The organism is Roseateles sp., assembly GCF_047654805.1.
In the GTDB taxonomy this organism is placed as follows: domain Bacteria; phylum Pseudomonadota; class Gammaproteobacteria; order Burkholderiales; family Burkholderiaceae_C; genus Pelomonas.
In genome coordinates, this window is record NZ_JASGIV010000001.1 from 6,050,328 (window position 1) to 6,062,934 (window position 12,607).

The window sequence follows — 12,607 nt, forward strand, 5'->3', positions numbered from 1 at the left end:
CCCAGCCAGGGGGAAACCCTTGGTTCAGGGGTGGGTCAACCCTCACGCGATGACGCCGTTTGCGCGCCAATTCGTGATTTCTTCCACGCTACAGCCGGCTTCGCGCAGCAACTCATCACTGTGCTGCCCCAGCAAGGGGGGGGCGTGGCGGTAGGCCACCGGCGTGGCCGACAGCTTCATCGGACTGGCAATGAGACGCAGTTCGGGGGCAAGGGGGTGGGGCATGGCGACCACGGCACCGCGAGCTTGCGCTTGCGGGTCGGCAAGCGCCTCCCCAATGGAGTTGATGGAGCCACAGGGCACCTTGGCTGCCTCGAGCGCTGCCAGCCAGTCGGCCCGCGGGCGCTGGCGCATGGCCTCTTCCAGCTGCGGCACCAGGACGGCGCGGTGGCGCACGCGCTCCGAGTTGGTCGCGAAGCGCGGGTCGGCGGCCCAGTCAGGCCGGCCGGCGATGTCGCAGAACTTTGCGAACTGGCGGTCGTTGCCCACGGCCAGGATCAGATGGCCATCGCTGGCCTCGAAGACCTGGTAGGGCACGATGTTCTGGTGCGCGTTACCCATGCGGCCGGGCGCCTTGCCGCTGCATAGGTAGTTGCTCCCCAGGTTTGCCAGCATGGCGAGTTGGGTGTCCAGCAGGGCCATGTCGATGACTTGGCCATGGCCAGTGGCGTCGCGGTGGCGCAGCGCCGCCAGGATGGCCACGGTCGCGTACATGCCAGTGAACAGGTCGGCCACCGCCACGCCAACCTTCTGTGGACCACCGCCTGGCAGGTCGTCGCGCTCGCCAGTGACACTCATCAGCCCGCCCATGCCCTGCACGGCGTAGTCGTAACCGGCACGCTCGGCGTAGGGGCCGGTCTGGCCGAAGCCGGTGATGGAACAGATGACCAGGCCTGGATGCTCGGCCAGCAGGCTTTGCGCGTCCAGCCCGTAGCGCGCCAAGTCACCGACCTTGAAGTTCTCGACCAGCACGTCCACCTGGCTGGCCAGCTTGCGCACGATCGCCTGTCCTTCGGGTTTGGACAGGTCTACGGCCAGCGAGCGCTTGTTGCGGTTGGCGCCCAGGAAGTAGGCGGCCTCGGAGGTGTCCTGGCCTTCGCCGTCCTTCAGATAGGGTGGGCCCCAGGCACGAGTGTCGTCGCCGCTGCCGGGGCGTTCGATCTTGATGACGTCGGCGCCGAGGTCGGCCAGGGTCTGGGTGCACCAGGGGCCGGCCAACACGCGCGAGAGGTCCAGTACACGCACGCCCGCCAGGGCTTGGGGATTAGGCTGATGTTGCATTGCGGAATTGTCGGGGCCGGCTGCTGATAATTCGGCCATGCACCTGAGGACGACTGCCGGATTTGCCCTAATGCTGAACCTGCTTGCGGCCTGCCAGCCAGCGCTGAACTGGCGCGAGGTCCGGCCAGCGGGGGCGGGTGCGCGGGCTCTCTTTCCCTGCAAGCCCGAGGTCGAGCAGCGCCAGGGCATGGGACTGGCCCAGTGCGAGGCGGCGGGCCGGCGCTTTGCGCTGTCCTGGGCCGATCTGTCCGACCCCACCCAGGCTGGGGCGGCCCTGAAGGCCATGCCCCAGGCCCTGGCCGGCAAGCTCGGCCAGGCGCTGCCGCTGGGAGCGGCCCTCCAGGTGACTGGCATGACGCCCATGGCCGAGGCCGCGCAGTACCGCATCGCCGGGCCTAGTGGCGTCACGCAGGTCGCCGTTTTCGCCCATGGCGGACGGGTCTATCAGGCGCTGATGACGGGCGGGCGTGATGACACAGCGGTCTGGGAAAGCTTCCGCACCGGCCTGGCCATCGAGGCCGCCCGCTAACATCCTCACTTATGCCCAACCTGCTCGTGATCGCCCACGCGCCGCTGGCCTCTGCGCTGCGGCAGGTGGCCGAGCACACGTTTCCAGACTGCGCTCCGACGTTGACAGTGCTGGACGTCCACCCCGGCATGTGCGCTGAGGACGTCGAGACGACCGCCCGTGCGCTGATTGCCGAGTCTGGCCAGCCCGAGTGGCTGGTGCTGACCGACGTTTTCGGTGCGACGCCCAGCAATGGCGCTCAGCGCCTGGCGGGCGAGCAGGTGCAGGTGCTCAGCGGTGTCAGCGTGCCCATGCTGTGGCGCACGCTGTGCTACGCCGGCCAAAAGCCCCTGACCGAGCTGGCCCGGCGGGCCATGCAGGGCGCGGTCACCGGCATCGTCGCCACGCCCCCCTTGCCCCCCGACGAATGATCAAGTCCACCCTCACCATCAGCAACAAACTGGGTCTTCACGCGCGCGCCTCGGCCAAGCTCACGAAGCTGGCTGGCGGCTTCAAATGCGAGATCCACATGAGCCGCAACGGCCGGCGCGTGAACGCCAAGAGCATCATGGGCGTCATGATGCTGGCCGCCGGCATCGGCGCGCTCGTCGAGCTGGAGACGGAGGGCGAGGACGAGCAGGCCGCCCAGGATGCGATCACCGCCCTCGTCAACGACAAGTTCGGCGAAGGTCAGTGAGCCAAGGACATGCCTCGCGGCATGTCTGGCGCCTACCGACTATTGGTCGCGCCGTGAGCGCGGCAGGTATTGGGCTCAGCCGACGAGGCGGCGAAAGCGTGCGGGCAGGTCCGCCGTGCGTAGCAGTAGTGGCAAGTCGGCGGTGTTGAAGTCGGGGTCCCAGGCCGGTTGGCCCATCAGCTTGGCGCCGCAGCGCAGATATCCGCGGATCAGCGCTGGCGGCTCCACCACCAGATCCTGTCGCAGATGCTCAATGGGCAGCGGCAGCCGCGGACGCACCTGGCAGTCGATGGGTGCGAGGTGCTCGGCGGCGATCTGCTTCCACAGGCTTGCAGCGAAGTGCCCGCCGTCGCGCATGCTGACGCTGGCGCAACCGATGACGGTGTCCAGCCCGTTGCGGGCCATGAACTCGGCGAGGGCGCCCCAGAGCGCCAGGATGGCGCCGCCGCTGCGGTGGTCTGGATGTACGCAGGAGCGGCCAATCTCGGCGACGCGGGCGCGCAGGCCGCGCAGCCGGGTCAGATCGAACTCAGTGTCGCTGTACAGACCGCCGGCACGTTTGGCCGCGGCCGGCGTCAGCACGCGGTACGTGCCCACGACGGGACCTGGCTCGCCCTCCTCGTCGTGTGCACGCACCAGCAAATGCTCGCAGTAGGCGTCGAACAGATCGACGTCCAGGCCGGCCGGGGTCCCCTTGGGCGGCGCGAGCCGCGCCCCCATCTCAACGGCGAAGACCTGGTGGCGTAGCGCCTGCGCTTCGCGCACCTCGGACTCACTGCGCGCCCAGCTGACGCTAAGGCGGGGGATGGTGACACGCTGCGCGCGGGGCAGGGTGGGTGCATGCGACAGCGCATGCGTGACGATTTGGCTGCGATTCATGCCGCCATGCTGTGCGGCGGCTTTGACGCGGCGGTGAAGGCCCTATGAAAAAACCATGACGAGACGGATCCCGGCAACCGGCTACATTGGCCCCTCGATCTGCGGGGAGCGCTGATGAGTTTTCAGGTGTTCGGCATTGCGGTCTCGCGTGGCGTGGCTATAGGCCGAGCCGTGCTGGTGGCGTCAAGTCGGGTGGACGTGGCCCATTACTTCGTCCCGCCCGGCGAGATCCAGGCTGAGATCGACCGTCTGCTTCGCGCGCGCGACGCGGTTGTGCATGAGTTGGCGACGCTGAAGGAGGAACTGCCGGAGGACGCGCCGCATGAACTCGCGGCGCTGCTAGACGTGCACCTGATGTTGTTGCATGACGAGGCCTTCACGGGCGGTGCCAGCCAGTGGATCGTCGAGCGGCACTACAACGCTGAATGGGCGCTGTCCGCCCAGCTCGAAGTGCTGGCACGCCAGTTCGACGAGATGGAGGACGACTATCTGCGGGAACGCAAAGCCGATCTAGAGCAGCTCGTCGAGCGCGTGCTGGGGGCGCTGGCTCAGGAACAAGGCGATGCGCCCACACCCGTCACGCCGCGCGACTTCGCTGGCGAAGACCCGCTGCTGCTGGTCGCCGCGGACATCGCGCCCGCCGACATGATCCAGTTCAAGCGCAGCGTCTTCCGTGGCTTCATCACGGACATTGGAGGCAAGACCTCGCATACCGCCATCGTCGCGCGCAGCATGGACATCCCGGCGGTCGTCGGCACCCGCGAGGCCTCGCGCCTGATCATGCAGGACGACTGGGTCATCATCGACGGCGACGCGGGCACCGTCATCGTGAACCCATCGCCCATCGTGCTGGAGGAATACCGCTTCCGCCAGCGCCAGAGTGAGCTGGAGCGTGCTCGGCTGGGGCGTTTGCGCCACACGCCGGCCGTCACGTTGGACGGCGAGCACATCGAGCTGCATGCCAACATCGAGATGCCGGCGGACGCAGAGGCCGCGGTCGAATCCGGCGCCACAGGGGTGGGGCTGTTCCGCAGCGAGTTCCTGTTCATGAACCGCGACGGCGAGCTGCCGAGCGAGGAAGAGCAGTTCGCCGCCTACAAGGCCGCCGTCGTCGCGATGAAAGGCATGCCGGTCACGATACGTACGGTCGACGTTGGCGCCGACAAGCCGCTGGACCGCCTGAGCATCAACGAACTGCGCCACGAGCATGTGCTCAATCCAGCGATGGGCTTGCGCGCGATCCGTTGGAGCCTTGCGGAACCCAGCATGTTTCGCCAGCAGTTGCGTGCCATCTACAGGGCCAGCGCCTTTGGCAAAGTCAGGCTGTTGATTCCCATGGTGGCGCATCTATCAGAGGTTCGACAGATCCTCGATGCAGTACGCAAAGTGCAGCAGCAGCTCACCGATGCGGGCCACGCCTACACGCGGGTGGAGCTGGGCGTCATGATCGAGATCCCGGCAGCGGCCGTCATGCTGCCGCTGCTGCTGCGCCACGTGGACTTTGTGTCCATCGGCACGAACGACCTGATCCAGTACACCTTGGCCATCGACCGCGCAGATGAGGCCGTAGCGCATCTCTACGACCCCTGGCATCCGGCCGTGCTGCAACTGATCAGCCAATCCATCGCGCAAGCTCGGTCCGCGGGCAAAAGTGTCAGCGTGTGCGGCGAGATGGCCGGCGACCCGGTCTTTACTGAGCTTCTGCTGGCCATGGGGCTGCGTAGCTTCTCCATGCACCCCTCGCAGATCCCCGCAGTGAAGCAGCGCATATTGCGCGCTGACAGCCAGCGCATGGCTGTAGCACTGCCCCGCATCCTTGAAAGCGAGGATCCCCAAGCAGCCGCGGACAAGGAACTGGCGTTGGCCAGGGGGGGAGCTGCTGCGGTCCACTGAAGAGTGAATGACCGCCATCCCGTCTATATAGAGTAGGTGGACTGGCTCGCAGGCCCGCATGGCGAACAGGGGGGCCTTGGCGCGAAGAAGCCGAGGCCGGGTGTGTTCGACGGAAGTTTTTTGGGGAAGTCTTGCGCGGCCTGAATTTCCTGTGCTACAGTAGCGGGCTTCGCTGATCACAACGCAGCGCTTGTCGGGAACGGCAGTTAGCGGTGGAGTGGTTGGGGAGGCTGGGCCGAAAGGTCTGGGGCGAGCTGGAGAGCTTGTCGGGTGCTGAAGGGGTCTGAAAAGAAATCTTCAAAAAGTGCTTGACGATGCTGCGAAAGCAGATCAAAATCTCGCCTCTTTGCTGCTGACGAACAAAACGCGAAAGCGAATAGTTTGAAGGTGGTGAGGGAAGGCGAAGTTGCTGAGTATTGAGAAAATAAATTTTCAAAAATACTTGACGACGAAGCAAAAAGCAGATTAGAATCTCACTTCTTTGCTGCTGACAACAAAACGATGTCAGCGACGCAGTTAGCGAAAGTTGATTGCGATGTTCTTTAAGAATTCACAGCCGATAAGCGTGGGCGTTTGAAGTGAAGTGATGTTGTCAGGTGACTGATGACGGTCCTTCGGACTTTAAACGCTCACGGAAAGAGAATGAAGCTATGCAAATAGTCTTTGTTCGATTCCGTTGAGTAAATTCAAGATCGAACTGTAGAGTTTGATCCTGGCTCAGATTGAACGCTGGCGGCATGCCTTACACATGCAAGTCGAACGGTAACAGGTTAAGCTGACGAGTGGCGAACGGGTGAGTAATATATCGGAACGTGCCCAGTCGTGGGGGATAACTGCTCGAAAGAGCAGCTAATACCGCATACGACCTGAGGGTGAAAGCGGGGGATCGCAAGACCTCGCGCGATTGGAGCGGCCGATATCAGATTAGGTAGTTGGTGGGGTAAAGGCTCACCAAGCCAACGATCTGTAGCTGGTCTGAGAGGACGACCAGCCACACTGGGACTGAGACACGGCCCAGACTCCTACGGGAGGCAGCAGTGGGGAATTTTGGACAATGGGCGCAAGCCTGATCCAGCCATGCCGCGTGCGGGAAGAAGGCCTTCGGGTTGTAAACCGCTTTTGTCAGGGAAGAAAAGGTTCTGGCTAATACCTGGGACTCATGACGGTACCTGAAGAATAAGCACCGGCTAACTACGTGCCAGCAGCCGCGGTAATACGTAGGGTGCAAGCGTTAATCGGAATTACTGGGCGTAAAGCGTGCGCAGGCGGTTATGCAAGACAGATGTGAAATCCCCGGGCTCAACCTGGGAACTGCATTTGTGACTGCATAGCTAGAGTACGGTAGAGGGGGATGGAATTCCGCGTGTAGCAGTGAAATGCGTAGATATGCGGAGGAACACCGATGGCGAAGGCAATCCCCTGGACCTGTACTGACGCTCATGCACGAAAGCGTGGGGAGCAAACAGGATTAGATACCCTGGTAGTCCACGCCCTAAACGATGTCAACTGGTTGTTGGGAGGGTTTCTTCTCAGTAACGAAGCTAACGCGTGAAGTTGACCGCCTGGGGAGTACGGCCGCAAGGTTGAAACTCAAAGGAATTGACGGGGACCCGCACAAGCGGTGGATGATGTGGTTTAATTCGATGCAACGCGAAAAACCTTACCTACCCTTGACATGTCTGGAATCCTGAAGAGATTTGGGAGTGCTCGAAAGAGAGCCAGAACACAGGTGCTGCATGGCCGTCGTCAGCTCGTGTCGTGAGATGTTGGGTTAAGTCCCGCAACGAGCGCAACCCTTGTCATTAGTTGCTACGAAAGGGCACTCTAATGAGACTGCCGGTGACAAACCGGAGGAAGGTGGGGATGACGTCAGGTCATCATGGCCCTTATGGGTAGGGCTACACACGTCATACAATGGCCGGGACAGAGGGCTGCCAACCCGCGAGGGGGAGCTAATCCCAGAAACCCGGTCGTAGTCCGGATCGTAGTCTGCAACTCGACTGCGTGAAGTCGGAATCGCTAGTAATCGCGGATCAGCTTGCCGCGGTGAATACGTTCCCGGGTCTTGTACACACCGCCCGTCACACCATGGGAGCGGGTTCTGCCAGAAGTAGTTAGCCTAACCGCAAGGAGGGCGATTACCACGGCAGGGTTCGTGACTGGGGTGAAGTCGTAACAAGGTAGCCGTATCGGAAGGTGCGGCTGGATCACCTCCTTTCTAGATAGATCGCGCCTCGTCGATACTTAGGTATAGGCAGAGCAAGATCACTAAAGAGCGAAAGCTCAAGCACTTTGCTTTAAGCGCCCACACTTATCGGCTGTCATACAACAGTGAGTGAATCGCGTGAGCCTGTGGAGCTGGCCTCGACAGCCTGGCGATGAGACAGAGCTAACGCAAACGTTTCGCGTGGGTCTGTAGCTCAGTCGGTTAGAGCACCGTCTTGATAAGGCGGGGGTCGCTGGTTCGAATCCAGCCAGACCCACCACGGTAAACGAACCCCGGGGGATTAGCTCAGCTGGGAGAGCACCTGCTTTGCAAGCAGGGGGTCGTCGGTTCGATCCCGTCATCCTCCACCAGTTTCACTCAAATGGTTGGTAAACCTCAGCGAATGCAGTTTGCTGAGGTTTACCAGCGAAAGATCGAAAGATCGGCTGTTGTTCTTTAACAATTTGTAGAGTCGAATCAGCGTTGTTAGCGGAAAGCGTCGTAAGGGCGCACCGTGCCGCTAACGACATTTTGATTGCGTCAAACATAGACTTCAACTGAGCAAGAAATTGTTTAGATGAAGAACGGCGTAACGCGTGAATACTCAAAAACAGTCTGGATCTGAGGATCTGGATTGAGTCCTTGACGACAGTGCAGTCAGCGCTGTCAAAGTTATAGGGTCAAGTGACTAAGTGCATGTGGTGGATGCCTTGGCGATTACAGGCGACGAAGGACGTGATAGCCTGCGATAAGCTTCGGGGAGCTGGCAAATTAGCTTTGATCCGGAGATTTCCGAATGGGGAAACCCACTCCGCGAGGAGTAACTCTGACTGAATACATAGGTCATTGTGGCGAACCGGGTGAACTGAAACATCTCAGTAGCTCGAGGAAAAGACATCAACCGAGATTCCGAAAGTAGTGGCGAGCGAAATCGGAGTAGCCCTCGCGTTTTAGCAGTTTGCATATCAGAACGGAATGGAAAGTCCGGCCAAAGCGGGTGATAGCCCCGTATGAGAAATGTAGATTGTGGAACTAGGCGCGAATAGAGTAGGGCGGGACACGTGAAATCCTGTCTGAATATGGGGGGACCATCCTCCAAGGCTAAATACTCGTAATCGACCGATAGTGAACAAGTACCGTGAGGGAAAGGCGAAAAGAACCCCGGGAGGGGAGTGAAATAGATCCTGAAACCGCATGCATACAAAAAGTAGGAGCCCGCAAGGGTGACTGCGTACCTTTTGTATAATGGGTCAGCGACTTACATTCAGTGGCGAGGTTAACCGAATAGGGAAGCCGTAGAGAAATCGAGTCCGAATAGGGCGAATAGTCGCTGGGTGTAGACCCGAAACCAAGTGATCTATCCATGGCCAGGATGAAGGTACCGTAACAGGTGCTGGAGGTCCGAACCGACTAGTGTTGCAAAACTAGCGGATGAGCTGTGGATAGGGGTGAAAGGCTAAACAAACTTGGAAATAGCTGGTTCTCTCCGAAAACTATTTAGGTAGTGCCTCAAGTATTACCTGCGGGGGTAGAGCACTGTTTAGGCTAGGGGGTCATGGCGACTTACCAAACCTATGCAAACTCCGAATACCGCAGAGTACAGCTTGGGAGACAGAGCACCGGGTGCTAACGTCCGGACTCAAGAGGGAAACAACCCAGACCGCCAGCTAAGGTCCCTAAAATTGGCTAAGTGGGAAACGAAGTGGGAAGGCTAAAACAGTCAGGATGTTGGCTTAGAAGCAGCCATCATTTAAAGAAAGCGTAATAGCTCACTGATCGAGTCGTCCTGCGCGGAAGATGTAACGGGGCTAAGCCAGTTACCGAAGCTGCGGATGCATAGCAATATGCGTGGTAGGAGAGCGTTCTGTAAGCCTGTGAAGGTGGGTTGTGAAGCCTGCTGGAGGTATCAGAAGTGCGAATGCTGACATGAGTAGCGTTAAAGGGGGTGAAAAGCCCCCTCGCCGAAAGCGCAAGGTTTCCTACGCAACGTTCATCGGCGTAGGGTGAGTCGGCCCCTAAGGCGAGGCAGAGATGCGTAGCTGATGGGAAACAGGTCAATATTCCTGTACCGATTGCAAGTGCGATGTGGGGACGGAGAAGGTTAGCTCAGCCGGGTGTTGGATGTCCCGGTTCAAGCGTGTAGTCGTGCTCTTTAGGCAAATCCGGAGAGCTTAGATGAGGCGTGATAACGAGGAGGCTTGCCTCCGAAGTGAGTGATACCCTGCTTCCAGGAAAAGCCACTAAGCTTCAGCTTGCAACGACCGTACCGCAAACCGACACTGGTGCGCGAGATGAGTATTCTAAGGCGCTTGAGAGAACTCTGGAGAAGGAACTCGGCAAATTGACACCGTAACTTCGGAAGAAGGTGTGCCTTTAGTAGGTGAACCATTTACTTGGGGAGCCCAATGAGGCCGCAGAGAATCGGTGGCTGCAACTGTTTATTAAAAACACAGCACTCTGCAAAGACGAAAGTCGACGTATAGGGTGTGACTCCTGCCCGGTGCTGGAAGATTAAATGATGGGGTGCAAGCTCTTGACTGAAGTCCCAGTAAACGGCGGCCGTAACTATAACGGTCCTAAGGTAGCGAAATTCCTTGTCGGGTAAGTTCCGACCTGCACGAATGGAGTAATGATGGCCACACTGTCTCCTCCAGAGACTCAGCGAAGTTGAAATGTTTGTGATGATGCAATCTCCCCGCGGAAAGACGGAAAGACCCCATGAACCTTTACTGTAGCTTTACATTGGACTTTGAACAGATCTGTGTAGGATAGGTGGGAGGCTTTGAAGTAAGGTCGCTAGATCTTATGGAGCCAACGTTGAAATACCACCCTGGTGTGTTTGAGGTTCTAACCTTGGCCCGTGATCCGGGTTGGGGACAGTGTATGGTGGGCAGTTTGACTGGGGCGGTCTCCTCCTAAAGTGTAACGGAGGAGTTCGAAGGTACGCTAGTTACGGTCGGAAATCGTGACGATAGTGCATTGGCATAAGCGTGCTTGACTGCGAGACTGACAAGTCGAGCAGGTACGAAAGTAGGACAAAGTGATCCGGTGGTTCTGTATGGAAGGGCCATCGCTCAACGGATAAAAGGTACTCTGGGGATAACAGGCTGATACCGCCCAAGAGTTCATATCGACGGCGGTGTTTGGCACCTCGATGTCGGCTCATCTCATCCTGGGGCTGTAGCCGGTCCCAAGGGTATGGCTGTTCGCCATTTAAAGAGGTACGTGAGCTGGGTTTAAAACGTCGTGAGACAGTTTGGTCCCTATCTTCCGTGGGCGCTGCAAGATTGAGAGAGCCTGCTCCTAGTACGAGAGGACCGGAGTGGACGCACCTCTGGTGTATCGGTTGTCACGCCAGTGGCATTGCCGAGTAGCTAAGTGCGGAAGAGATAACCGCTGAAAGCATCTAAGCGGGAAACTCGTCTCAAGATGAGTCTTGCCGGGGCCTTGAGCCCCCTGAAGGGTCGTTCGAGACCAGGACGTTGATAGGCTGGGTGTGGAAGCGCAGTAATGCGTTAAGCTAACCAGTACTAATTGCCCGTGAGGCTTGACCCTATAACTTTGACTGCCAATCAACTGGATTGCAGATCAAGGTGGGTATTCAAGTTATGTTGTTCTTCAGAAGTCTGAAGACGCAATCAAAATACTGATTCCGCAGCAAGTCATTGCTGTGTGCAGATCGAATCTGCTGACTCTACGAATTGGGTTTATTGGCCCTGCCAATAAGCCAACCAGTCAAGCCTGACGACCATAGCGACTTGGTCCCACTCCTTCCCATCCCGAACAGGACAGTGAAACGAGTCAGCGCCGATGATAGTGCGGATTCCCGTGTGAAAGTAGGTCATCGTCAGGCTATTTATTCAAGCCAACCCCCGCTATCGAAAGATGGTGGGGGTTTTGCTTTTTGCGGGCGAAATCTAGGGGCGCGGATAGCCTGCGCTTATCCGCCTCCCCGCTCACAGCCCCTGCTCACAGCCCCCTGCGACCCGGCCCCGCGCACTCGCAGGCGCAATTCGCAGGCGCAATTCGCCGTGCCCGCCCCTGGCCACTACCGTGCCGACAGCGAGTCGCGTACGAAACGGACCAGCGCGCGCGCAGGCTCCGAGCCCGCAGGCTGCGGTAGCGTCAACGCCTGCACGGCGTCGATGCCGGTCAACATCCGCCAACTGGGCAGCACGTCCACGAGAGCCATTCCAGCCGAACCGAATCTGACCGACTCGTCCGAGTCGCTTGTCGGCGTCGTGCCTGCGTCCATGCTCACAGCCTCAACGCAGAAATCAGGAGCCAGCACGACGCCTGCGCCATGGCGAGCTAGCTCAATCAACCCCTCCATGTCGCTACCCCAGGCCCCGGCCTGCAGCGTGACCTCTTCGCGCCTCCCATCGTCATGCTGCCACTGGCTGGCAAAGGGCTCCTCGTTCTGCCCGAGTAAAAGCATGGCAGCACCGGCGAGGTCCTGCGGACCCATCGGCATTGGGTGGCCTGCGCGCGCGTACGCCCGTACGGCGAACCTCAGCACTGGCTGCGCTACCCATTCTTCAGGCGGCTTGCTGGTGAAGCGGAAGGCGACATCCAGGCCTTCCCGCAGGAGATCCACGCGCCGGTCCGTGAAGAAGAGCTCATAGCGCACGGCGGGATGCATGACCTGAAACTGGGCCAGCAAGGGGGCGAGTACATGCCGCCCGAAGCCTGCCGTGGCGCTGATGCGGATCGTGCCATCAAGCTGGTCGCGGGTATGTCTCAAGGCCAGTCGAGCGCTCTCGGCTGCGTCCCTTACGGCCCGTGCCCGCGCATGCAATCGTCGGCCAGCTTCCGTCAGGCCCAGGCTGCGTGTGCTGCGCACAAAAAGGGTCAGCCCGACGGCATTCTCGATGGCAGCGATGCGCCGGCTGATGGCGGCTCGCGTCAGTCCGAGCTCGCGCGCCGCCTGGGCAAAGCTGCCGGCCTGCGCGATGCGCGCGAAGAGCTCCAACGCATTGGCGTCAAGGGCCTGTTCCGCAGCGGTCTGGCGACGGCGGCCAACGCCGCGCGGAGGGGTGATATTTGTCGACATTAAATTGACGATGAGGCTATGTGGCGTGATCTAGCGGTCCAGAAGTCACCAATCTAGACTGTGTTCGAAGCAGCAGCAAGTGCAGCAGCC

Annotated in this window: 7 protein-coding genes, 2 tRNA genes and 3 rRNA genes; 9 read left to right on the forward strand and 3 right to left on the reverse strand. The window is 59.8% G+C overall.

Annotated features, from left to right (window positions below; translation table 11 throughout):
• Positions 1 to 42 precede the first annotated feature (42 nt).
• Complete coding sequence (locus tag QM732_RS27440) at positions 43 to 1,281, reverse strand: CaiB/BaiF CoA transferase family protein (RefSeq protein WP_415659260.1); 1,239 nt, start codon at positions 1,279 to 1,281, stop codon at positions 43 to 45.
• Positions 1,282 to 1,351: 70 nt separating this feature from the next.
• Between QM732_RS27440 and QM732_RS27445 the strand changes: the two genes are divergently transcribed.
• Genes QM732_RS27445 through QM732_RS27455 form a run of 3 tightly spaced genes read left to right on the forward strand, consistent with a single transcriptional unit; the run spans position 1,352 to position 2,486 of the window.
• Complete coding sequence (locus QM732_RS27445) at positions 1,352 to 1,810, forward strand: hypothetical protein (protein ID WP_415659261.1); 459 nt, start codon at positions 1,352 to 1,354, stop codon at positions 1,808 to 1,810.
• 11 nt (positions 1,811 to 1,821) lie between these two features.
• Positions 1,822 to 2,220, forward strand: coding sequence for a PTS sugar transporter subunit IIA (locus QM732_RS27450; protein ID WP_415659262.1), 399 nt, complete (start codon positions 1,822 to 1,824; stop codon positions 2,218 to 2,220).
• Positions 2,217 to 2,486, forward strand: coding sequence for an HPr family phosphocarrier protein (locus QM732_RS27455; RefSeq protein WP_415659263.1), 270 nt, complete (start codon positions 2,217 to 2,219; stop codon positions 2,484 to 2,486). Before QM732_RS27450 ends, QM732_RS27455 begins: the two co-directional genes overlap by 4 nt.
• Positions 2,487 to 2,561: 75 nt before the next feature.
• Here QM732_RS27455 and QM732_RS27460 read toward each other — a convergent pair whose 3' ends face one another.
• Positions 2,562 to 3,365 (reverse strand): GNAT family N-acetyltransferase, encoded by an 804-nt coding sequence (locus tag QM732_RS27460; RefSeq protein WP_415659264.1) that lies wholly within the window; start codon positions 3,363 to 3,365, stop codon positions 2,562 to 2,564.
• 114 nt (positions 3,366 to 3,479) lie between these two features.
• Between QM732_RS27460 and ptsP the strand changes: the two genes are divergently transcribed.
• The 6 genes from ptsP to rrf all read left to right on the forward strand — a co-directional run bounded on the left by ptsP (position 3,480) and on the right by rrf (position 11,317).
• Positions 3,480 to 5,258 (forward strand): phosphoenolpyruvate--protein phosphotransferase, encoded by a 1,779-nt coding sequence (ptsP, locus tag QM732_RS27465; protein ID WP_415659265.1) that lies wholly within the window; start codon positions 3,480 to 3,482, stop codon positions 5,256 to 5,258.
• Positions 5,259 to 5,952: 694 nt separating this feature from the next.
• Positions 5,953 to 7,476, forward strand: a 16S ribosomal RNA gene (locus tag QM732_RS27470).
• Between the two features lie 191 nt (positions 7,477 to 7,667).
• A tRNA-Ile gene (locus QM732_RS27475) sits at positions 7,668 to 7,744 on the forward strand.
• Between the two features lie 15 nt (positions 7,745 to 7,759).
• A tRNA-Ala gene (locus QM732_RS27480) sits at positions 7,760 to 7,835 on the forward strand.
• A gap of 307 nt (positions 7,836 to 8,142) precedes the next feature.
• A 23S ribosomal RNA gene (locus QM732_RS27485) occupies positions 8,143 to 11,019 on the forward strand.
• A 185-nt stretch (positions 11,020 to 11,204) separates the two neighbouring features.
• Positions 11,205 to 11,317 (forward strand): 5S ribosomal RNA (gene rrf, locus QM732_RS27490).
• Together the 16S, 23S and 5S rRNA genes with 2 tRNA genes alongside form the textbook arrangement of a ribosomal RNA operon.
• Positions 11,318 to 11,512: 195 nt before the next feature.
• Here the strand turns inward: rrf and QM732_RS27495 are convergent.
• Entirely contained in the window at positions 11,513 to 12,517 is a 1,005-nt protein-coding gene (locus QM732_RS27495) for a LysR family transcriptional regulator (RefSeq protein ID WP_415659266.1), read from the reverse strand.
• Between the last annotated feature and the right edge of the window lie 90 nt (positions 12,518 to 12,607).